The sequence below is a fragment of the Stutzerimonas stutzeri KOS6 genome (assembly GCF_000307775.2).
GTDB classification, from domain to species: Bacteria; Pseudomonadota; Gammaproteobacteria; order Pseudomonadales; family Pseudomonadaceae; genus Stutzerimonas; species Stutzerimonas stutzeri_B.
In genome coordinates this window covers 2,561,833-2,584,230 of sequence record NZ_KK020676.1, presented here as the reverse complement: position 1 = coordinate 2,584,230, position 22,398 = coordinate 2,561,833, and the positions used below count along the sequence as shown (strand labels likewise).

The following is a 22,398-nucleotide window of genomic DNA, read 5'->3' as shown; positions in this document are numbered from 1 at the left end:
AGTGACCAACGAACTGGCTGTGGTGGTTGGTGCCTCGGGCGCTTTCGGGCGCCGGATCGTCGAGCGGCTGATCGACAGTGGACTCGACGTGCTGGCCGTGGCGCGCAGCGCCGAGCGGCTGCAGGCGTTGCGCGCGGAATGTCCGCGGGTGATTGCCTGCGTTGCCGATATCGCTGCCGTTGATTCGGTCGCGGCCATCGGCGCGGCACTCGACCGCCCGGTTCGGATGGTGGTGCACGGGCCGGGCGTGGCGGTCGCCGGAGGCGTGCTCGATGCGCCGATCACGTCACTGGTGGACGCGGTCAACATCAAGGTCGGAGGCCTGCTGCGCCTGGTCCGTGCGGTCGACCCGAACCTGCGGGCCGGCTCGCGACTGGTCGCCATCGGCGGGCACTATGGGTTCGAGCCGACCGCCTACGCCGCATCGGCAGGCATAGCCAACGCGGCGCTGGTCAACGCGGTGCGTCAGCTGAGCCTGGCCTACGGTGCGCGCGGAATCACAGCGCATCTTGTCGCGCCTGGCCCGGCCGACACCGAACGGCTGCGGCGGGTGGCCGCCGATCGCGCCAGTCAGCGTGGCGTTGATACCGCGGCGGTACTGGCCGAGATGCGCGCGGAATCATCACTCGGCGCCTTTACCACGCCCGAGCAGGTTGCCTGGGCGGTGGCGCTGCTGCTTGCGCCGGAAGCCGACGCGATGACTGGCTCGACGCTGATGCTCGACTCGGGGCGACGACGCGGATTGCCCTGAGCCCACCGACCGAAATGAAGTGGACGAACAATCACAAATACGTCTGGGAGATGTCGCAATGCCAATCGTGATCTTTCATTTGGTGGAAGGCTGCGCAAGCGCCGAGCAACAGGCCGAGTTGCTCGACGAAGCCTCGCGGCTGTACAGCAAGGTACTCGCCGCGCCCATCGACCGTATCCGAGCGATGATAAGCCTGTATCCGCGAGAGTGCTTCTCCGTGTCTGGTGAAACCGGGCGGCAGGCGCCTTACTTCGAATTCCGCGTGTTTGACGGTCGTCCGCTGGAGGAGCGGCGGCGGCTAATGGCCGGCTTCACCGAACTGCTGGTGCGCATCCTTGATGTGCAGCCGCAGTTGGTGCGCGGGTTGTGTATTCGGGTGGATCCGCAGGACTGGTCGATTGGCGGCATACCGGCCGATCTACTGCGCGCGATGGAGATCGATGTACGCGACAAGGCACTGGAAGTCGGGCGATGACGTCCACCGATTTCCTCCGGCCCCAGGGTATGCGTCTCGACTGGCGCGGCGCCGCGGCCGCCGCCCAGGCGGCGCTGGACTGTGCTGAGCGTCAGGGCATCCGCGTGCATGTCGCGCTGGTCGATCGCAGTGGCAACACGCTGGCCTATCTGCGCATGTGCGAGGCGTTCCTGCATTCGGAAAGCATTGCCATCGACAAGGCCTATACCGCCGCCAGTTTCGGTTTTGCCACTGGGAAGTGGCTGGAGGTGATCGGCGACAACCTGCGCCTGCATACCGGCCTGATCACCCGGCCGCGGCTGGTGGTGCTGGGCGGGGGGTTGCCGATCATCGTCGACGGATGCTGCATCGGTGGCGTCGGCGTCTCAGGCGGCAGCGAGGAGCAGGATGAAGCCTGCGCCCGCGTCGCGCTGGCAGCGCTGGGCCTGGACACGGCAGAGTGAGGGCGATATGAAACACCAGATCACCATCGAAGACACCGCTGAGCGCTATCCCTGTGACGAGCATGAGTCTGTCCTGCATGGCATGGCTCGCCTCGGTCGGCGCGGCATTCCGCTGGGCTGCCGCGGGGGCGGCTGTGGCGTGTGCAAGGTGCAGGTCACTCACGGCAGCTACGAGGCGAAGGTCATGAGCCTGACCCACGTCAGCGCTGAGGAGCAGGTACAAGGCATAGTGCTGGCCTGCCGGATCATGCCGCACAGCGACCTCTGCCTGCAGGTGCTCGGCAAGATGAAGAAGCGCGTATGCGGGGCGCCACTGTCGGAAACCCTAAGGACCGAGGCGGCGCCGTCGCAAGTCTGACGGACCACACCATTGTTTCTCGTTTCTTGCATGGCCATTCGGTCTGGACGAGCGCCCTGGTAGCGGGTCGCGTGCGTTATAAAGGCTGCTCTGGGGTACCGACGAGAACGTGCAAGATCAACTCTCCGGATCAATCGAGAGGCGCCCGGCGGGTCTATGGAGATTTGCGAGGTGGCTGCTCAGATTGCCAGCATTCAGGCTGGCTGATTCATCACCTCCAGCCAGCTTGCCGGAGTCGAGGGGCAGCTCTTCCTTCTCGCGGCTGTTGAGCCGGGCACCGCGGAGAATTGTGGCAATGGCCTGCTTGGTTGCGCACGGCCTTTCTAGCCGCCCGCACCGGCCGCGCGGACCGATGCGGGCGGTTTGGGGTGAGGGCGGACGGCGGTCACTCGGTTTCGCTGGGGCGCTGGGTGGGCAGCCCCGGGGAGGCGAAGCGCAGCAGGTGGGTGCGCTCGATCAGCAGGTACAGCAAGGCACCGGCCGCCAAGCCCCAGCCCGCGCCATAGACCGCCAGCACCACGCCCATGGTGCCCGCGATGCCGCGCTCGGCGTTGTTGTTGAGCTGCTCGAAGCCAACCATCAGGCAGATGTAGCCGGTGAGAATCAGCGTCAGCGACAGAGCGATCGGTAGCACCGGCTGGAAGAAGCTCACCAGCGGCAGGACGAACAGCGCCAGGAAGCCAGTGATCCAGAAGGTGCCGGCACCGCTGTAGATCGACTCCATCGCCTTGCGACCGTACTTGTAGCGCTCTGCCATGGTCGCCGCGACCGCCGTCCACAGCGGACCGGCCAGGCCCGGGTAGGGCGCGAAGAAGGCGTGCAGGGCGTTGCGGATGGCACAGACCAGGTGGATGCGGTCGACGTTGATTTCGATCTTCTCGTCGGTACGCAGTTCGTCGGCGCGCTGCATCAGCGACTGGCCGACGATGATGTCGCCGAAGGCGATGATGTAGGCGATCACCGCGGTGGGCACCGCCAGCATGAAGACCTGGGCGTCGGGGAAGCCGACGGCGAAGGGCAGGTACTGCCAGAGCTGGTCGAAAGCCGGTGCTGTGATGCCGACGCGCACGTCCGGCATCCTGTACTCGCCCACCGCAATGCCGGCGACGATCGCCACGATCATCCCCGGAACCATGCCGTAGTTGACGATCTTGCGTGCCAGCGGCACCCGCTCGGTGAGGCCGCGGAACGACACCGAGAACATCAGGTACAGGCAGATCAGACTGCCCAGCACCAGCGAGATGGGCGTGTTGGCCAGGCGTCCGCCGGCCTCGATCTCGCCGATCAGCGCGGCGATGCCGGCGCCGATGATGATCCCGCCCTTCATCGAGTTGGGCACGATGCGCACCATCACGCTGCCCAGCCGCGTGACCCCGAGCAGGAAGAAGATGACGCAGACCAGGATCTGCAGGGCGAACAGCGCGCGGATCGCCTCCGGCCCCGGTTCGAAGTTGCCGAGAAACAGCAGCACCACCGGTATGCCGGGGGTGATCCAGCCCGGCACCAGCGGCACCCCGAGCAGTGCCGGCAGCATGAAGCCGATGCCGCACACCACCACGTAGGCCAGCGCCACGTCGTAGGGCAGGCCCAGGTACTTCTCCAGCAGCGGGATCATGCCCAGGCTGACCACGAACATGATCAGCGCCTGGAGCATCTCCGCGGTTTCCCAGCGGTAGTGCACGAAGGGCAGGCGGAGCTTGAAGGGGCCGGCCTTCCAGCTGGGTTGTTCATCGCCATCGTTGCGTTTGTAGAGTTGCATGGAGCCTCCGTTGGCGCCGCGTGGCGCCTTCTTGTTGTGAACGGATGCCGCTGGCAGCCGCCATCCCTGCGCGGGATGGCAGTGCTAGGCAGAAACGTGGGAATCAGGCTTGGTTACGCTGGGGGCGTAGACCCAGGTGGGGACAGATCGCGAGCCCGCTCTCGCAGGACGTACTTCTGGATCTTGCCGGTCGAGGTTTTTGGTAGAACCTCGAATACCACGGTGCGCGGTACTTTGAACGCAGCTAGATGCTCGCGGCAGAAGGCGATGATGGCGTCTTCGTCGACGGCTTGGTGGTCGGCCTTGAGGTTGATGAATGCACACGGGGTTTCGCCCCATTTCTCGTCCGGTCGGGCCACCACGGCAGCCTCCAGTACGGCCGGATGGCGATAGAGCACACCCTCGAGTTCGATGGTGGAAATGTTCTCGCCGCCTGAAATGATGATGTCCTTGAGCCGGTCCTTGATTTCCACATAGCCGTCCGGATGGCAGACGGCGAGGTCGCCGGTGTGGAACCAACCGCCTTCGAACGCTTCGGCAGTCGCACTGGGGTTCTTCAGGTAGCCCTTCATCACCGTGTTGCCGCGCATGAAGATCTCACCGATGGTCTGGCCGTCGCGCGGCGTCGGCTCCAGCGTCTTGGGATCGGCCACCATCAGTCCTTCCAGGGTCGGGTAGCGCACGCCCTGTCGCGCCTTGATTTCCGCTCGCTCCTCCAACGGGCGTTCGTCCCATTCGGCATGCCAGGCGCAGATGGTTACCGGACCATAGACTTCGGTCAGGCCGTAGACATGCGTCACCTTGATGCCCATTTCCTCGACAGCGCCGATCACTTTGGCCGGTGGTGCGGCGCCAGCGACCATGGCCTGCACCGGATGGTCGATGGCGGCCTTTGCCGACGCCGGCATGTTAACCAGCGCATTGAGCACGATCGGCGCGCCGCACAGGTGGGTGACCTGATGTTCGCGAATCAGTCCGAGGATCTTCTGCGGGTCGACCCGGCGCAGGAACACGTGCACGCCGGCCAGCGCCGTGACTGTCCACGGATAGCACCAGCCGTTGCAGTGGAACATCGGTAGCGTCCAGAGATAGACTGGATGGTTGCCCATCGCCCAGGTCATCTGGTTGCCCAGCGCATTCAGATAGGCGCCACGGTGGTGATAGACCACGCCCTTGGGGTTGCCGGTGGTGCCGGAGGTGTAGTTGAGGCTGATCGCCTGCCACTCATCTTCCGGCCACTGCCAGGCGAACGCCGGGTCTCCTTCGGCGAGCAACGCCTCGTAGTCGAGGTTGGAAACCGGCTCGCCCTCGCCGTACTCGGGGTCGTCCACATCGATCACCAACGGAGGGTGGTCGAGCATCCCGACGGCGGCGCGCACTACCGAGGCGAACTCGCGGTCGGCGATCAACACCCGGGCCTCGCCATGCTGGAGCATGAATGCTATGGCCTCGGCGTCCAGTCGAACATTGAGCGTGTTGAGCACGGCGCCGATCATTGGCACGGCAAAATGTGCCTCGAGCATCGAGGGAATATTGGGCAACATCACCGCGACCGTATCGCCCTTGCCGATGCCCCGCCCGGCCAGTGCCGAGGCCAGGCGCCGGCAGCGCGTGTAGGTGTCGGCCCAGGTACGACGGATAGAGCCGTGTATCACGGCTGGGTAATCGGGATAGACGCTGGCGGTGCGCTCGATGAAGCTCAGCGGGCTGAGGGCAACATAGTTGACTGCGGCGGGCGCAAGGCCCTGTTCGTAGATGCTCATGCAAGACACCATTTGGCTGATTATTAGCTCTTGTTTTGTGTCGCCCGGTGCTTTGCTCGGGCGGCTTGCAAACCTTATAGATCAATCGGAAAAAACATGGAAGTATTGCTTAACTAATATGGTAATAGTCCTATATCAGTTTCCAGGTATTCTGCTGGTACCACCTGGCCCTCCTTTCAGACGGATCGCCTATGAGCACAACTCCCGTTCGCCTTCACACCTGGCTGCGCCTGCAGCGTGAACAGGTGGCTCTCGGCGCGCGCGCCGATGCCCTGTGTCGGGTACTGCGCGGCTGCCCCAGGGTGCGCCAGGCCTATTACATGACCTGGCAGGCGGGTGCCGAGATCTATGCCCATGAAGGCAGTGGCGCACAGTTGCCTCCCGGGCAGGGAGATCCACTGCAGGCCAGCGATCGCCTGCTGCGTGATCGACTTGGCTGCGACGGCATACTCGACCTGGCCGCGGTCCGCGTATCGGACTGCTGGCTGGCCGGCCGGCTTCGTCGGGCAGGCATCGTTCAGGGCGCCGTGCTGGCGCTGGATATGGACGAAGCCGTACCCGGCTTGCTGTTGCTCGTCACCGATGGCGATGCCGGGCCATGCTCGCTGGGCTGGGTGCGCGAGCTACTGCTGAGCCTGCTCGCATGCGCGGGCGGGCTGGCGCGCCATTCGCCGCTGCTCGGCCTGGATCCGCAACCGAGCCTGTTACTGGATGACCATGCACGGCCGATCGAGCTGAACGCTGCCTTGCTGGCACTGTTGGCCGATCGCCCGCTGGACGAGCTGTTGCGCTTCCTGCCGGTCAACCACGCCGCGTTGGTCGGTGCCTGTCTGGCTCAGCAGCGGGCGATAGAAGGCGTGGAGGCTGAGTACGGCCAGCGCATTCTGATCTGGACTTTTATCCCGGACCCAACGCAAAACCGAGTCCTGGCACGCTGTCGTGAAGCAACGGAACAAGTTCTGGCCGAGCGGGATGCGGCGCGAGCACGGCGTCTTTATCGGCTGATCACTGAAAACACCACTGACCTGATTTCCCGTCATGCACCGGATGGGCGGTTTCTCGACGCTTCCCCGGCGGCCTGGCGGCTGCTCGGCTACTGGCCGGAGGAGCTGCGCGGGAAACTCGTGGAAGCTTTCTTCCATCCCGAGGATCGGGCTCAACTGCCGGCACGCAGCCGCGACGCGCTTGAGGTGGATGGGTATCACACCATGACCTATCGGGTACGCCATCGCGATGGCCATTACCTGTGGTTCGAAACCGCGAGCCATGCCATCCGCGAAACCTACACCGGTGCGGTGGTCGAGGTAGTCAGCGTGTCGCGCGACATCACCGCTCGGGTGCAGGCCGAGGAGAACCGCCGACGCCTTGCCGAGGTGGTGGAAGTGAATACCGACCTGGTGTTGTTCATCGATGCCGAGGGGCGGGTGACCTATCTCAACCCGGCTGCAAGGCGCACGCTACGCCTGCTCGAGGGGCACATGCCAGCGCTGGATGCGCTGTTCGACAGCGAGATGTTGGTTCTGCTGCGCGGGGCTGGTCGTGACACCGCCGAACGCGAGGGCGTCTGGAGCACCGATTCCCGATTGCTCGCGCAGGATGGCGGTGCCTCGGTACCGATTTCCCTGGTGTTACTGGCGCATCTGACAACAGGCGGTGAGCGCTATTACTCGCTGGTTGCCCGCGACATGAGCGAACGCGAGCTGCGCGAGGCGCAACAGCGTCGCCACCAGGACGAGCTGGCACACACCGGGCGCCTCGTCACACTCGGCGAGTTGGCATCCGGTATCGCGCATGAGATCAACCAGCCACTCGCGGCGGTGGTCAACTACGCCAGCGCCAGCCAGCGCTATTTGCAGAGCATAGGGCAGAACCCACGAGCCGCCGAGCGGGTTGCCCAGGGCCTGGAGCGCATTACCGAGCATGCCAACCATGCCTCGGAGGTGATCAAGCGCTTGCGGGCATTTCTACGCAAGGGGCAGCGGCGCATGCAGTCGCTCGATGTTGCTGAAGTCGCGCGCGACGCGGTGCGCCTTTGCGCCTGGGAGACGACTGCTGCCCAGGTGAGCATCGAGCAGCAACTGGCGGGCGACCTGCCACAGGTCTATGCCGACCGTGTGTTGCTCGAGCAGGTGTTGATCAACCTCTTGCGTAATGCCATAGAAGCGAACCGCGAAGCCCATCCAGGGCAACCGTCGCGTATCGTGTTGCGAGCCGAGCGTCAGGCTGGCGAGGTGGTCCTGGCGGTTGAGGATCAGGGGCGCGGGTTGGACGAGTACGAACTGGAGCAGGCCTTTACGCCGTTCTTCACCCGCAAACCGGATGGTCTCGGGCTCGGGTTGCCGATGAGCCGCAGCATCATCGAGGGGTTTGGCGGTGCGCTGCAAGGACGGCCGGGCGAACTCGAGGGACTTTGCATGCGCTGCCGTTTACCGATCAAGAAAATAACAACAGAGGAACGCTGATGAGCGATGCTCACGAGCAGGTGGTGTATATCGTCGATGACGACCAGGGCATGCTCGACTCGACGGTCTGGTTACTAGAGTCAGTTGGGCTGCGTGCCAGGCCCTTTACTGGAGGGCGGGAATTTCTCGAGGCCTGTAATGGCTCGGATAACGCCTGTGTGCTGCTGGACGTTCGGATGCCAGGTATGGGGGGGCTGCAGGTGCAGGAAGCCATGCGCGCGCGCGGGCTGGAGCTGCCTGTCATCTTCGTCAGTGGCCATGCAGACGTGCCTATCGTGGTCCGCGCGTTCAAGGCCGGGGCTGTGGATTTCATCGAGAAGCCCTACAACGAGCAATTGCTGCTGGACAGTGTGCAGCACGCGCTCAGTCGTCACGAACGTCGCGGCGGCGCAGGCGAGCACGCCAGCTTGCAGGCCCGTCTGGACTGCCTCACTCCGCGCGAGCGCGATGTGCTGCTGCCGCTGGTGCAGGGCTACACGACCAAGGAAATCGCTCGCCAGCTCGACATCAGTATCAAGACGGTCGACCTCTATCGTTCCCGGGTGATGAAGCGCATGCAGGCTGAGCGTCTGGCCGATCTGGTCGGGATGGCGGTAGCGGCGGGCCTGGTAGACCCGATGCGCTTGCGCGGCTAGCCGCCGGGACATCGGTCGGCCCTGCTCGCTGACGACCGATGCGGTCTCAGGCGAGTGCAGCGTCCCGATAGGACCTTGGGCTTCCGCCGGTCCACTGGCGAAAGGCACGGGTGAAAGCCGAAGGTTCCGAGAAGCCAAGGCGCTGGGCAATTTCGCTGATCGGCAGGCCAGCCTGGCTGAGGTAATGGATGGCCAGATCTCGGCGCAGGCCGTCCTTGAGCGTCTGGAAGCGCGTGCCTTCCAGGGCGAGGCGCCGCCGCAGCGTGCGCTCGGTGATGTGCAGCGCGTCTGCCGCGGCTTCGATGCTCAAATCCCTGAAGGCACCGCCCTGCTGGAACAGGTCGCTGACGCTGCGCGTGCAGGCAGCCTGATAGGACGGTCGCGTGAACCACTCCAGCGGGGCCCGCTGCAGGTGCTCGCGAAGGGTGGCGGCGGTCTGGACCACCGGCATGCCCATGCACTGGGCTTCGATGACCAGGCGGCAGTCGGGCATGGAGAAGCGTGCCGGGCAGGGAAACATCAGCCCGTATTCGGCATGATTAGTCGGTTGCGGATAGTCGAAGTGAACCTCCCGCAATCCGATGCGCTGGCCCACCAGCCAGCTGGAGAAGCGATGCCAGAGCAACATGAACACCTCCCGTAGAAGATGCTCAGGGTCGCGCTCCGGGTCGGCCAGGTGCATCACGAAGGCCACCTGCTCGCCATCGGCGACCAGTTCCAGGCGCAGCGAATCATTGGTCAGATTGTAGAAGCGCGCCATCCGGTAATAGACCGAGGCGAGGCGACGACAACCAATGACCTGGCGGGCCATCAGGGCGAACACACCATGGCGGCTGCGGTAGGGCGCAAGGCCCATGAACTCGTCGTCGCCGACGCGCCACAGTGCCAGCATCAGCCGGCTGAACTGCAGCGAGGTAAGGCGCATCTGCGGGTTGTCGAGCAAGCGCTGGCCGATACCAGCCTCTTCCAGCAGTGCGTGTTCATCGAGCCCATTGCGCTGCGCCGCTTTGATGGCGCTGCAGACGAAGTGGACCGAAATACTGTAGCCCTCGTATGACATGGTGAGGCTCGCTGGTGTCCGTTTATGTCAAGTATTAGGCAGCTTTGGTTATGGCTGGCGCCTGCGCGACCGGCGAAGATACTGGCGCTTGACAAGAGAAGCGAGCAACGACGTATTCGGCTGGCGAGTCGGCCGGCTCGAGGCTTTCGTTCGCTCTATCCGACAACTCTACCTGACCAGGGAGCCTTCCATGCAAGTACGAGAGGTGGTAATCACCGGCGCCTTGCGCACGGCGATCGGGGATTTCGGCAGCAGCCTTAAAGACGTCAGGCCCAGTGAACTCGCAACCCATATGGTTTCCGAATCGGTCAAGCGCTACGGAGTGGATCCGGCGAGCGTCGGACACTGCGTGTTCGGCAACGTGCTGCCGACCGAGTCGCGTGATCTGTATCTCGCGCGGGTGGCGGCCTTGGAAGGAGGGCTGACTGATCGCTGTGTCGCCATGTCGGTGAACCGCCTCTGTGGCAGCGGCCTGCAGGCGGTGGTCAGTGCCGCGCAGCAGATTCAGCTCGGCCTATGCGACGTGGCAATCGCCGGTGGTGCCGAGTCCATGAGCCGCGCGCCTTATCTGCTGCCCGCCGCGCGCTTCGGCCAGCGGATGGGGGATGGACAGACGCTCGACCTGATGGTCGGCGCGCTGACCTGTCCGATCAACCGTTATCACATGGGGATCACTGCGGAGAACGTCGCCGAGCGCTACGGCATTACTCGTGCGCAGCAGGACGCCCTGGCGCTGGAAAGTCACCGCCGCGCGGCCCAGGCCATCGGCGAAGGGCGCTTCGACGGACAGATCGTACCGGTGGAGCTGAAGACCCGCAGAGGTACCCAGCTATTCGATACCGACGAGCATGTACGCCGCGATTGCACGCTGGATGAGCTGGCGGCCCTGCGGCCGGCATTCAAGCGCGAAGGCGGTACCGTCACCGCGGGCAACGCTTCGGGCTTGAACGATGCCGCCGCGGCGTTGCTGCTGATGGACCGCGAGCACGCCGAGGCCAGTGGTCACCAGGCGATGGCCCGGCTGGCGGACTATCAGGTGTCCGGTGTGGCGCCGGACGTCATGGGCATCGGCCCGGTGCCGGCAGTGCGCGAGCTGTTGGCGCGCAACGGGCTGGAGATCGGCGACATCGACTTCTTCGAACTCAACGAGGCGTTCGCCGCCCAGGCGCTGGCGGTGGTGCAGCAGCTCGATCTGCCGATGGAGAAGGTCAACCCCAACGGTAGTGGAATCTCTCTCGGCCATCCCATCGGCGCTACCGGCGCCATCCTGATGGTCAAGGCGGTGCACGAACTGCAACGCACCGGAGGCCGCTTCGCCGTGGTCAGCCTGTGCATCGGCGGCGGCCAGGGCATCGCCGCACTCCTGGAGCGACTCTGATGACTCTCTTCCAAGGGCAGGCGCTGCGCCTGGAAAGGCTCGACGACGGTTTCGCCGAGCTGGTGCTCGACCTCGATGGCTGCTCGGTGAACAAGCTGGACCGCACCACGCTGGCGGAACTGCGTGCTGCGGTGGAGGTGCTCGAACAGACCGCGCTGCGCGGACTGCTGGTGCGCAGCGCCAAGCCGGCGTTCATGGTCGGCGCGGACGTTACCGAGTTTCCCGAGTTGTTCGAGGCGGGCGAGGCCGCCATGTATGTCTGGATCGAGCAGACGCTGGAGACCTTCGGGCGTCTTGAGACGCTGCCGTATCCTTGCGTTTCGGCGGTCAACGGACTCGCCTTGGGCGGTGGCCTGGAGCTGGCGCTGGCCACCGACTACCGGGTGCTGGCCGAGGACGCGCGGGTCGGTCTGCCGGAAGTCACCCTCGGCATCTGCCCCGGCTTCGGCGGCACCGTGCGGCTGTCGCGCCTGATCGGCGTGACCGGCGCGCTGGACTGGCTGCTCGAAGGCAAGCCGCGGAAGGCCAGTGCCGCACTGGCGGATGGCGCCGCCGACCGCATGGTTGCGCCGCAATCGCTGCGCGAAGAGGCACTGGCGCTGTTGCGCGAGGCTGCTGAGGCGGACGACTGGCAGGCGCAGCGTGCGCGCAAGCGTCACCCGGTGGCGGTGCCGGACGGCATCGCCACCCGTGGTGACACGCTCGATGCACGCTACCCGGCGCCGCGGGCGATTCTCGCCGCGCTGCAGGCCCACGCCGGGCTGGCGTGGGCCGAGGCGCTGCGGGTCGAGAGTGAGGCCTTCGTCGGCTTGGCGCGTGGACCCGAGGCAGCATCGCTGGTCGGTCTGTTCCTCGCCGACCAGGCGGTGCGCAAGCAGGCCCGTCGTTATGCCGAAGGTGCCGCGCCGGTGCGCCGCGCCGCAGTGCTCGGCGCCGGCATCATGGGCGGCGGCATTGCCTACCAGGCGGCGGCCAGCGGCACGCCGATCCTGATGAAGGATATCCGCGCCGAGGCCCTGGAGCTGGGCATGCGCACCGCTACCGCGCAACTCGACCGTCAGATCGCCAAGGGCAAGCTGAGCGAGACGCAGAAGTCGGCGATCCTCGAACGGATTACCCCGACGTTGGGGTGGGAAGGATTTGCCGAGACCGATCTGGTCGTCGAGGCGGTGGTCGAACGGGCCGACGTCAAGGCCGCGGTGCTGGGCAAAGCCGAGGTGATACTGGCCGCCGACGCGGTGCTCGCCTCCAATACCTCGACCATTTCCATCGACCGGCTGGCCGAAGGGCTGAGCAATCCCGAGCGCTTCTGCGGCATGCACTTCTTCAACCCGGTGCCGATGATGCCGCTGGTGGAGGTCATCCGCGGTCGCCACGCCGACGAGGCGACGCTGGCGCGCACCGTGGCTTTCGCCCAGGCGCTGGGCAAGATGCCCATCGTGGTTCGCGACTGCCCGGGCTTTCTGGTCAACCGGGTGCTGTTTCCCTACTTCAATGGCTTCAACCGGCTGCTGCAGGATGGCGTCGATTTCGTCCGCATCGACCGGCTGATGGAGGGTTTCGGCTGGCCCATGGGCCCGGCATACCTCGCCGATGTGATCGGCCTGGACACCATGGTCCATGCCGACCGGGTGCTGCAGGAAGGCTATCCAGAGCGCATGGGACACGACGGCGAGCCGTTGATCGAGCAACTGCTCGCGGCCGGCTGTCTGGGTCAGAAGAACGGCAGGGGCTTCTACCTGTATGGCATCGATGATCAGGGCCGGCGCCAGCGCGAGCCCTCAGCCGAGGCACGGGGGCTGCTTGGCACGCCGAACGGCGAGGTGAGTGACCAGGACATCATCGACCGGCTGATGATCCCCCTGTGCCTGGAAACGGTGCGCTGCCTGGAAGAAGGCATCGTCGAGAGTGCCGCCGAAGCGGACATGGGCCTGGTGCTCGGCCTCGGTTTTCCACGCTTGCGTGGCGGCGCCCTGCGTTACATCCAGAACCTGGGGCTCGCCGAATTCGCCGCCCGCGCCGAGCGTCATGTGCGTCACGGCGGCCTGTACCAGTTGACCGAAGACTTTCGCGCCCGGCTGCAGGCTGGTCAGCGCTACCACTAAACGCACCGAGAGAAAATGCTCATGGCCGAATACGTCCATCCGTACCGTGACACCGAATTCGTGCTCGACGAAGTGCTGGGCTTCGAGCGTCTATGCGCTGAGCTCGGCCTGGCTGATATCCAAGGTGATCTCGCCGCGGCCGTACTGGCCGAGGCGGGAAAGCTGGGCACGGAAGTGCTTGCGCCGCTGAACGCTGTCGGCGACCGGCAGGGCGTCCGGCTGACCGAACAGGGCGTCCAGGAGGCTCCGGGGTTCGCCGACGCCTACCGGCACTTCAGCGAAGGGGGCTGGTGTTCGCTTACGGCGTCCGAGGCCTTCGGTGGCCAGGCGCTGCCCAATGTGCTGGGGACCGCTGTCAGTGAGATCTGGCACGCGGCCAACATGTCGTTCGCGCTTTGCCCGCTGCTGACTCAGGGCGCGATCGAGGCACTGGCGCACCACGCCTCACCTGAATTACAGGCGCTCTACCTGCCCAGGCTGGTCAGCGGCGAGTGGACTGGCACGATGAATCTTACCGAGCCGGATGCAGGCTCCGATCTGGCTGCCGTCAAGGCTCGAGCGGTACCCGAAGGCGAGCACTATCGCATCACTGGGCAAAAGATTTTCATCAGCTGGGGCGACCACCAGATGACACCCAACGTGATTCATCTGGTGCTCGCCCGCTTGCCGGATGCGCCTGTCGGAGTGAAGGGCATCTCACTGTTTCTGGTCCCCAAATTCCTGCTGAATACTGCAGGTGAAGCCGGTGAGCCGAACGATGTGCGCTGCGTGTCGCTGGAGCACAAGCTCGGCATCCACGGCAGCCCGACCTGCACCATGAGCTTTGGCGAGCAGGGCGGGGCGATCGGCTACCTGGTCGGTGAGCCGCACGCGGGGCTGGCCTGCATGTTCACCATGATGAACCATGCCCGGCAGGCAGTTGGGCTGCAGGGCCTGGCGATTTCCGAACGTGCCTGGCAGGACGCCCGCGCCTATGCCCGCGAGCGTCTGCAGGGCAGCCACCGCGACGGTAGCCGCTACCCGATCATCCGTTTTCCCGACGTGCGCCGCATGCTGATGCAGATGAAAGCCTCCACCGAGGCCATGCGCGCCCTGGCGCTGATCGCTTCGGCCGAGCTGGACTGTGCCCGTCACGCGCCCGACGAGGCCAGCGCGCGTGCCCGCCAGGGCCGCGTGGATCTCTACACGCCGATCATCAAGGGCTGGTTGACCGAGCTGGCACAGGAGGTGACCTCGCTGGCTGTACAGGTCCACGGTGGCATGGGCTATGTCGAAGAGACCGGCGTCGCGCGGCATTTTCGTGATGCGCGCATCCTGCCGATCTACGAGGGCACCAGCGGCATCCAGGCGATGGACCTGGTAGGACGCAAGACCCTAGCCAACGGCGGTGCACTGCTTGCCGAGTTGCTCGACGACATTGAGACGACCCTCGGCCACCTGCGCCAGGATGCTTGCTGCAGCGCGCTTGCTACCCCGCTGGCCGAGGCGCTGACGGCGGCGCGTCATGCTCGCCAGCATCTGCTGGAGGGCGCAGCGAACGATCCGGCGCTGCCCGGCAGCGTCGCCTTCAATCTGATGATGTTGCTGGGCTATCTATGTGGGGGGTGGGCCATGGCGCGCTCGGCGCTGGCCGCTTCGTCTGCGCTTGCGGCCGGGCGGGGCGATCCCCTCTTCCTCGAGGCCAAACTGATCACCGTGCGCTTCTACGCCGACCATCTGCTGCCTCGTACTGGCGCACTGCTGTCCAGCGTGCTCGCCGGTAGCCATAGCACCATGGCGCTCGCTGAAGAGCTTTTCTAAATCGACTCAGCAGGTGCCCGCGCTACCTGCCCGCATGGGCGGGCACCTGCTCCCGTGAGATCCAGAGGTTTACCGCATGAAAATACTGGTAACAGTCAAACGAGTGGTCGATTACAACGTCAAGGTTCGCGTCAAGGCGGACAATTCCGGCGTTGATCTCGCCAACGTCAAGATGTCGATGAACCCCTTCTGCGAAATCGCCGTGGAAGAAGCCGTACGCCTGAAAGAGAAGGGCGTGGCGAGCGAAATCGTCGTCGTCTCCATCGGTCCGAGCGCTGCTCAGGAGCAGCTGCGCACCGCGCTGGCACTGGGCGCCGATCGAGCCGTGCTGGTCGAGTCCAATGACGAGCTGAACTCGCTGGCGGTCGCCAAGCTGCTCAAGGCCGTGGTCGACAAGGAGCAGCCGCAACTGGTCATCCTCGGCAAGCAGGCCATCGATAGCGACAACAACCAGACCGGCCAGATGCTCGGCGCACTGACCGGCTATGCCCAGGGCACCTTCGCCTCCAAGGTGGAAGTGGCGGGCGACAAGGTCAACGTGACCCGCGAAATCGACGGCGGCCTGCAGTCCGTCGCGCTCAGCCTGCCGGCGATCGTCACCACCGACCTGCGCCTGAACGAGCCGCGCTACGCGTCGCTGCCGAACATCATGAAGGCCAAGAAGAAGCCGCTGGAAGTGCTGACCCCGGATGCACTGGGCGTCGCCACCGCTTCCACCGTGAAGACCCTGAAAGTCGAAGCGCCGGCTGCCCGCAGCGCCGGCATCAAGGTCAAGTCCGTGGCTGAACTGGTCGAGAAACTGAAGAACGAGGCGAAGGTAATCTAAATGACTATCCTGGTTATCGCTGAACACAACAACGCCGTCCTCGCGGCCGCGACCCTGAACACCGTTGCTGCCGCTGCCAAGATCGGTGGCGACATCCACGTACTGGTAGCCGGCAGCGGTTGCGCTGCCATCGGCGAGGTCGCCGCGCAGATCGAAGGCGTGGCCAAGGTACTGGTTGCCGATGACGCAGCCTATGCCAACCAACTGCCGGAAAACGTCGCGCCGCTGATCGCTGGCCTGGCATCCAACTACAGCCACGTGCTGGCGGCTGCCACCACCAACGGCAAGAACTTCCTGCCGCGCGTCGCCGCCCAGCTGGACGTCGACCAGATTTCCGAGATCATCGCGGTTGAAAGCGCCGATACCTTCAAGCGCCCGATCTATGCCGGTAACGCCATCGCGACCGTGCAGTCCAGCGCCGCGATCAAGGTCATCACCGTGCGTGCGACCGGCTTCGATGCCGTGAATGCCACCGGCGGTTCGGCTGTGGTCGAGCAGATCTCCGGCACCGGCGACGCCGGCAAGTCCGCCTTCGTCGGCGAAGAGCTGGCCAAGTCGGATCGTCCCGAGCTGACCGCCGCCAAGATCGTCGTTTCCGGCGGCCGTGGCATGCAGAACGGCGACAACTTCAAGCACCTGTACTCGCTGGCCGACAAGCTCGGCGCGGCAGTCGGCGCCTCGCGTGCCGCAGTCGACGCCGGTTTCGTGCCGAACGACATGCAGGTCGGCCAGACCGGCAAGATCGTCGCACCGCAGCTGTACATCGCGGTCGGTATCTCCGGTGCCATCCAGCACCTGGCCGGCATGAAGGACTCCAAGGTGATCGTCGCGATCAACAAGGACGAGGAAGCGCCGATCTTCCAGGTAGCCGACTACGGCCTGGTGGGCGACCTGTTCGAGATCGTGCCGGAGCTGGCCAACCGCCTCCACTGACCAATGTACGGTGCCGGCCCGACCCTCCATGCGCTTTGGCGACTGACGGCCAGCACGTCGTGCAGCCCTGGGTGAGCAGAGCAACGCTTGCGTCCAGGGGCTGTTGACATTCACATGGGTCGACAAAGAAAAGTACATGCCATGCCGGAGTCGCAGGTTCGAGTCCCGTCCGTTGCGTCATAAGCTCACTGAACGGCTCTGGCTTCAGGAAAGCGCCCTTCGGGTTTTCTGGGCCCCAACTCTTCGAACTTCGTTCGTTGGCAGAAGCAGTGCACTGGGTTGGGGCTGGCAGTTGTGTCGCGCTCGCTTATGGTGCGCAGTGCGCTCCGGCGACTGGCCGAGACAGCCGGATCATTGGCTGACTGCCCCAGACTGGAGCGTTTCTTGCTGTGCAGGAAGTTTTCTGCCTTTCCTGCACGTTGTGGTGTTCGTACCGCTTCCATGAGCCGACAACATCCGCGGCAGGAACATTTGCCAAGATACGCAATGACCCGAGAATCTTCTGCAGTAACCAATCGACGCAGCAGCCTGCTCAGCTGTGAAGTTCTGGACCGCTCACGCGTCCTCGATACCCTGATCCACAATCTCGAGGGCATGGCCTTTCGTTGCCGCAACGACGCGTCCTGGACAATGATCTTCGTCAGCCAGGGTGCCCTGGGTCTTTGCGGCTACAGTGCTGCTGAGCTGGTAGACGCCACCCGCATCAGCTGGGAGCAGATCACCCATCCGGATGATCGCCTGCGGGTCCGACATTGCATCGAGGCAGCCATTGCAGGTTGTGGAAGGTTTTCCGTGCAATATCGGATCAGCACCGCGATGGGGAGCCTCAAATGGGTGATCGAGCGCGGTGTCGCCGTACCGGACGAGCAGGGCGAGATCGTGGTGGAGGGCTTTATCGAAGACATCAGCCCGCAGCGGGCGGTGCTCGATGCCCTGGAGCAGGCGGAATTGCGCTACCGCAGCATCTTCGAGAATGCCTCCGAGGGCATTTTCCAGTCGACGCGCGATGGCCGTTACCTGGCGGCCAACCCCGCGCTGGCACGCATCTATGGCTATGACAGTGCAACCGAGCTGGTTGCCGACCTGGCTGACATAGAGCGCCGCCTGTACGTCCAGCACGGACGCCGCGAGGCGTTCTGCCTGTTGATGGAAGAGCAGGGTGAGGTGCTCAACTTCGAGTCCGAGGTGTATCGCCGCGACGGCGCGCGGATCTGGATTTCCGAGAACGCACATGTGGTGCGCGGTGCGAACGGTGAGTTCATCTGCTACGAAGGAACCGTACAGGACATTTCCGAGCGCAAACATTATCAGCAGCAGTTGGAACGCCAGGCCAACCACGATCTGCTGACTGGCTTGCCCAATCGCGTCCTGCTCAATGATCGCATCGATCAGGGACTCGCCCGTGCGGCACGTCTGGGTTACTACCTGACGCTGGTGTTCATCGATCTGGACAATTTCAAGTTCATCAATGACGGTCTTGGCCATGTCGCCGGCGACGAACTGCTCAAGAGCATCGCCGCTCGTCTTGCCAGCAGTCTGCGCGGCTCCGACACGGTCGCAAGGGTCGGTGGCGACGAATTCGTGCTGGTGCTTAGCGATCACTACCGTGTCAGCACGGTGATCTCGCTGCTCGAGCGGGTGCTGAACGAGATTCGCCGGCCGGTCGCGCTTTCCGGTCGCGAATTCCAGGTCGGTGCCAGCCTTGGCGTCGCGATGTTTCCCGACGATGGCGACGACGCCCAGAGCCTGCTCAAGCACGCCGACATCGCCATGTATGCGGCGAAGAAGCGCGGGCGCAACAATTTCCAGTTCTTCACCCCTGAACTCAATCGGATTGCGGACGAGCGTCTGAATCTGGAGGCGGCGATGCGCGTCGCGCTGGAGCGTGACGAGTTCGCGGTGCACTACCAGCCGAAGGTCGATGCATCCTGCCGGATAGTCGGTGTCGAAGCGTTGGCGCGCTGGACGCACTCGGAGCTGGGGGTGATCGGGCCCGATCGCTTCATCCCGGTGGCGGAGGAAAGCGGGCTGATCATGCCCCTGACCCTGGCCGTCCTGCGCCGTGCCTTCAGCGATGCGCGACGCTGGAACGAGGACCGCGATACGCCACTGCTGGTGGCTGTGAACCTGTCGCCGCTGCTGTTTCTGGGCGACGACGTGGTCGAGCGGGTCGCCGCTGTACTGAACGCAGTCGGTTTGCCGGCCACACAGGTCGAACTGGAGATTACCGAAACCCTGTTCCTCGGCGATGACACGCGGGCCGTCACGATACTTGCCGAGTTCAAGGCGCTCGGCTTCCGGCTGGCCATGGACGATTTCGGCACCGGCTATTCATCGCTCAGTTACCTGCGGCGTTTTCCGCTGGATATCATCAAGATCGACCGCTCGCTGGTCACCGGGCTTGAACAGGAGGAAGAGGTGGCGATGATCGCGCGAGCGGCCATCTCGCTGGGCAAGAGCCTGCACAAGACGGTGGTGGCTGAGGGCGTGGAGAATCAGCTGCAGTTCGACTACCTCTGTGATCACGGCTGCGACGAGTTCCAGGGGTATCTGCTGTCACGGCCGCTGCCCGCTGCGCAACTTACCGCTCTGCTCGATGCCGGTGGCATCGTGCGGCTGTAACGCTCATATGCCTCAGGTCACGTCAGTGATGGCGCCGTGCTGCCATAACTGCACCAGTTCCCGCGGTGCGCGATCCTCGGGTATCTGCAGGACCAGCTCGGCGTCTGCATTTCCGCGACGGTAGTGCAGCTCGACACGGAAGTAGCGCTGGTCACCGCTGCCGACGATCTTGCCGGCCACCGCTAGACACCGCTCGAGCACCGAGCAGAGCGCCTGCCGCTGGGTCGTGTCGCAACCGGTGAATTCGATCCGGCGAGGCCGGGCGAGCCCCGGTGCCGCGACGAAACCGCCTTCGCGGGATACCCGCAGCGAAGTATTCGGCCCCAGCTCCGGCATTTTCATCCTGCCTCCTCAACCTTGCAGTACGCCGACTGCGTGCCAGGCCTGGTGCAGCACTTCGACGTGCCTGGAATGCGCGCCGAAGGAGCGGGCGGCATGCTCGAGCGTCGTATGGGCGAAAGTCACGAAATCGGCATCTTTCGGTAGTTGCCGGTCGCAGATGGCGTCGTACCAGATGCGTCCTGCCTGTTCCCATGCATAGCCACCCAGCGCAACGGCGGCAAGATAGAACGCACGGTTGGGGATGCCGGAGTTCAGGTGCACGCCGCCATTGTCCTCCCGGGTTTCGATGAAGTCGCGCATGTGCGACGGCTGCGGATCGCGGCCGAGCAGGGGATCGTCATAAGCCGTGCCGGGGTTCGCCATGGAGCGTAGCGCCACGCCGCGTACCTTGTCGCTGAGTAGCTCGGCACCGACCAGCCAATCGGCTTGCGCAGCCTTCTGACCGAGCGAGTGCTGCTTGGTCAGTACGCCGAAAACGTCCGAAACCGATTCGTTCAGCGCGCCGGACTGGTTGAAATACAGCAGCCCGGCTTCGCTTTCGATCAACCCGTGTGCCAGTTCATGAGCCACCACATCCAGTGACCGGGTGAAACGCTGGAACAGCTCGCCGTCACCGTCGCCGAATACCATCTGCTCGCCATTCCAGAATGCGTTTTCGTAACCCTGGCCATAGTGCACCGTGCCGATCAGCGGCATGCCCAGATCGTCGATCGAGTCGCGCTGGAACGTCTGCCAGAAGAATGTGTAGGTCGCGCCTAAGGCGTCGTAGGCCTCGTCCACGGCTGGATCGCCGGTACCCGGCTGGCCTTCGCGGCGACGCACGGCCCCCGGCAGTTGCATGCGCTGCTCGGCATCGTGGATGCGCCGTTGCGGATGACCGGGCGTGCGTTGCTCGCCCAGCTCGGCGATTGCGGTACGGCGCGGCGGGCCGGGGTTGGGTAGCAGGCCGCGCAATTGGTCAAGCGTTGCCAGGGCGCAGTCACGCTGATGGGGCGAGCCGCGGTCAACGATACGGTCAAGGATGTACGGCGGAATGACTGAACCGATCGGCATCGACGGTGCTCCTGATCTGGCGCGGCAAGATCAGCATAGACGCCGGTTGCTCTGCCGCATCGACCGCTGATCATGGGCCGGCGTGACGATGTGGCACCGAAACCGGGCGCACCCTCGGCGCGATCTGCTGTCACTTGTCCTGACCCGCATCTGCTGGGGCAGGGCAGGGGATCATCTGACGAGGAGTTGCCCATGTTCGGATTGGAAGCACTTGAGCTTGCGCGAATCCAGTTCGCTTTCACCATCACGTTCCACATCATCTTCCCGGCGATCACCATCGGGCTCGCCAGTTATCTCGCCGTGCTCGAAGGCCTGTGGCTGAAGACGGGCGAAGAGGTCTACCGCGATCTCTACCATTTCTGGCTGAAGATCTTCGCCGTGAATTTCGGCATGGGTGTGGTTTCCGGCATCGTCATGGCCTACCAGTTCGGCACCAACTGGAGCGCCTACTCCGAATTCGCCGGCAGCGTGACCGGGCCGCTGCTGACTTATGAAGTGCTGACGGCATTCTTCCTCGAGGCGGGGTTCCTCGGCGTGATGCTGTTTGGCTGGAACCGCGTTGGTCCGCTGCTGCACTTCTTCTCCACCGTCATGGTTGCGCTCGGCACGCTGATATCGACTTTCTGGATCCTCGCCTCGAACAGTTGGATGCACACCCCGCAGGGCCACGAGATCATCGATGGCATCGTGGTGCCGGTGGACTGGCTGGCGGTCATCTTCAACCCGTCGTTTCCGTATCGCCTGTCTCACATGGCCGTCGCCGCTTTTCTGGCCACCGCTTTCTTCGTCGGTGCCTCGGCCGCCTGGCATCTGTTGCGCGGCAACGACAACCCGGCGATACGCAAGATGCTTTCGATGGCGATGTGGATGGCGCTGCTGGTGGCGCCAGTGCAGGCCATGATCGGGGACTTGCACGGGCTGAACACCCTTGAACATCAACCGGCGAAAATCGCCGCGATGGAAGGACATTGGGACAATTCCGGCGGCGGTCCGACCCCGCTGCTGTTGTTCGGTTGGCCGGACATGGAAGCGGAGAAAACGCACTTCAAGGTGGAGATTCCCTATCTTGGCAGCCTGATTCTCAAGCACAGCCTGAGCGAACCGATTCCGGCGCTGAAGGACTTCCCGCCGGAGGATCGACCGAACTCGACCGTCGTGTTCTGGACGTTTCGCATCATGGTCGCCCTCGGCCTGTTGATGATCTTTACCGGCATCTGGAGCCTGCTGTTGCGTCGCGGTGCGCGGTTGTACAGCACTCGGCCGTTCCTGCGGCTGGTGCTGTGCATGGGGCCGGCCGGGCTGATCGCTATCCTGGCTGGCTGGTACACCACCGAAATAGGCCGCCAACCCTGGGTGATATACGGGCTGATGCGCACCGAGGATGCGGTCTCCAGCCATGGCGCCGGCCAGCTCGGGCTTACCTTGGCGATGTTCGTCATCGTCTACTTCGCGGTATTCGGGATTGGCATGCTCTATATCCTGCGTCTGGTGAACAAAGGCCCGGTGATCAGCGAGGGACGCGAGAAAGGTGCCGGCGGTCCCGGCGAAGCGCGCACGCCGATGCGGCCGCTATCGGCTGCCGACGAAGGCATTGGCGAGGGGCAAAGTGATCAACTGGGCGAGAGGAACTGAG

General features: G+C 64.3%; 18 protein-coding genes. 13 read left to right on the top strand and 5 right to left on the bottom strand.

Going from position 1 to position 22,398, the window contains the following annotated elements:
- The first annotated feature begins 1 nt into the window (after position 1).
- Genes B597_RS39840 through B597_RS39825 form a run of 4 tightly spaced genes read left to right on the top strand, consistent with a single transcriptional unit; the run spans position 2 to position 2,027 of the window.
- On the top strand, positions 2 to 751 hold the full coding sequence (locus B597_RS39840) for an SDR family NAD(P)-dependent oxidoreductase (protein ID WP_003296952.1): 750 nt from the start codon (positions 2 to 4) through the stop codon (positions 749 to 751).
- A gap of 58 nt (positions 752 to 809) precedes the next feature.
- Positions 810 to 1,226 (top strand): tautomerase family protein, encoded by a 417-nt coding sequence (locus B597_RS39835; RefSeq protein WP_003296951.1) that lies wholly within the window; start codon positions 810 to 812, stop codon positions 1,224 to 1,226.
- Positions 1,223 to 1,669 (top strand): GlcG/HbpS family heme-binding protein, encoded by a 447-nt coding sequence (locus B597_RS39830; protein WP_024162351.1) that lies wholly within the window; start codon positions 1,223 to 1,225, stop codon positions 1,667 to 1,669. The genes B597_RS39835 and B597_RS39830 overlap by 4 nt, the downstream gene beginning before the upstream one ends.
- A gap of 7 nt (positions 1,670 to 1,676) precedes the next feature.
- The gene (locus tag B597_RS39825) at positions 1,677 to 2,027 is read left to right on the top strand and encodes a 2Fe-2S iron-sulfur cluster-binding protein (protein WP_024162350.1); all 351 of its coding nucleotides are present in this window, start codon (positions 1,677 to 1,679) and stop codon (positions 2,025 to 2,027) included.
- A gap of 385 nt (positions 2,028 to 2,412) precedes the next feature.
- Here the strand turns inward: B597_RS39825 and B597_RS39820 are convergent, their stop codons facing one another.
- Together B597_RS39820 and B597_RS39815 are read right to left on the bottom strand one after the other, a co-directional pair.
- On the bottom strand, positions 2,413 to 3,786 hold the full coding sequence (locus tag B597_RS39820) for a solute carrier family 23 protein (protein WP_003296947.1): 1,374 nt from the start codon (positions 3,784 to 3,786) through the stop codon (positions 2,413 to 2,415).
- A gap of 113 nt (positions 3,787 to 3,899) precedes the next feature.
- Entirely contained in the window at positions 3,900 to 5,549 is a 1,650-nt protein-coding gene (locus B597_RS39815; RefSeq protein WP_003296946.1) for an acyl-CoA synthetase, read from the bottom strand.
- Positions 5,550 to 5,740: 191 nt separating this feature from the next.
- Between B597_RS39815 and B597_RS39810 the strand changes: the two genes are divergently transcribed.
- Positions 5,741 to 8,011: a PAS domain-containing sensor histidine kinase gene (locus B597_RS39810; RefSeq protein ID WP_003296945.1), complete on the top strand. Its 2,271-nt coding sequence runs from the start codon at positions 5,741 to 5,743 to the stop codon at positions 8,009 to 8,011.
- Positions 8,011 to 8,646, top strand: coding sequence for a response regulator transcription factor (locus B597_RS39805; protein ID WP_024162349.1), 636 nt, complete (start codon positions 8,011 to 8,013; stop codon positions 8,644 to 8,646). Before B597_RS39810 ends, B597_RS39805 begins: the two co-directional genes overlap by 1 nt.
- A 46-nt stretch (positions 8,647 to 8,692) precedes the next feature.
- On the opposite strand, the gene B597_RS39800 is transcribed toward B597_RS39805, so the two are convergent.
- Positions 8,693 to 9,706: an AraC family transcriptional regulator gene (locus B597_RS39800; protein ID WP_003296944.1), complete on the bottom strand. Its 1,014-nt coding sequence runs from the start codon at positions 9,704 to 9,706 to the stop codon at positions 8,693 to 8,695.
- A gap of 190 nt (positions 9,707 to 9,896) precedes the next feature.
- Here B597_RS39800 and bktB point away from each other — a divergent pair, with 190 nt between their 5' ends.
- The 6 genes from bktB to B597_RS39770 all read left to right on the top strand — a co-directional run bounded on the left by bktB (position 9,897) and on the right by B597_RS39770 (position 19,370).
- The gene (gene bktB / locus B597_RS39795; RefSeq protein ID WP_003296942.1) at positions 9,897 to 11,084 is read left to right on the top strand and encodes a beta-ketothiolase BktB; all 1,188 of its coding nucleotides are present in this window, start codon (positions 9,897 to 9,899) and stop codon (positions 11,082 to 11,084) included.
- The gene (fadB, locus tag B597_RS39790) at positions 11,084 to 13,189 is read left to right on the top strand and encodes a fatty acid oxidation complex subunit alpha FadB (protein ID WP_024162348.1); all 2,106 of its coding nucleotides are present in this window, start codon (positions 11,084 to 11,086) and stop codon (positions 13,187 to 13,189) included. Before bktB ends, fadB begins: the two co-directional genes overlap by 1 nt.
- 21 nt (positions 13,190 to 13,210) lie before the next feature.
- Complete coding sequence (locus B597_RS39785) at positions 13,211 to 14,989, top strand: acyl-CoA dehydrogenase (protein WP_003294895.1); 1,779 nt, start codon at positions 13,211 to 13,213, stop codon at positions 14,987 to 14,989.
- Positions 14,990 to 15,065: 76 nt separating this feature from the next.
- Positions 15,066 to 15,815: an electron transfer flavoprotein subunit beta/FixA family protein gene (locus B597_RS39780; RefSeq protein WP_003294894.1), complete on the top strand. Its 750-nt coding sequence runs from the start codon at positions 15,066 to 15,068 to the stop codon at positions 15,813 to 15,815.
- Positions 15,816 to 16,748, top strand: a complete 933-nt coding sequence (locus B597_RS39775) for an electron transfer flavoprotein subunit alpha/FixB family protein (protein ID WP_003294892.1) — start codon at positions 15,816 to 15,818, stop codon at positions 16,746 to 16,748.
- Positions 16,749 to 17,234: 486 nt separating this feature from the next.
- Complete coding sequence (locus B597_RS39770; protein ID WP_003294890.1) at positions 17,235 to 19,370, top strand: putative bifunctional diguanylate cyclase/phosphodiesterase; 2,136 nt, start codon at positions 17,235 to 17,237, stop codon at positions 19,368 to 19,370.
- 12 nt (positions 19,371 to 19,382) lie between these two features.
- Here the strand turns inward: B597_RS39770 and B597_RS39765 are convergent, their stop codons facing one another.
- Both B597_RS39765 and B597_RS39760 read right to left on the bottom strand, forming a co-directional pair.
- Positions 19,383 to 19,712 carry a protealysin inhibitor emfourin gene (locus tag B597_RS39765; protein WP_003294889.1) on the bottom strand — a complete coding sequence of 110 codons (330 nt, stop codon included), beginning with the start codon at positions 19,710 to 19,712 and terminating at the stop codon, positions 19,383 to 19,385.
- A gap of 9 nt (positions 19,713 to 19,721) precedes the next feature.
- Positions 19,722 to 20,765 carry a M4 family metallopeptidase gene (locus B597_RS39760; protein WP_003294887.1) on the bottom strand — a complete coding sequence of 348 codons (1,044 nt, stop codon included), beginning with the start codon at positions 20,763 to 20,765 and terminating at the stop codon, positions 19,722 to 19,724.
- A 192-nt stretch (positions 20,766 to 20,957) separates the two neighbouring features.
- Between B597_RS39760 and B597_RS39755 the strand changes: the two genes are divergently transcribed.
- Entirely contained in the window at positions 20,958 to 22,397 is a 1,440-nt protein-coding gene (locus tag B597_RS39755) for a cytochrome ubiquinol oxidase subunit I (RefSeq protein ID WP_003294886.1), read from the top strand.
- Position 22,398 lies beyond the last annotated feature (1 nt).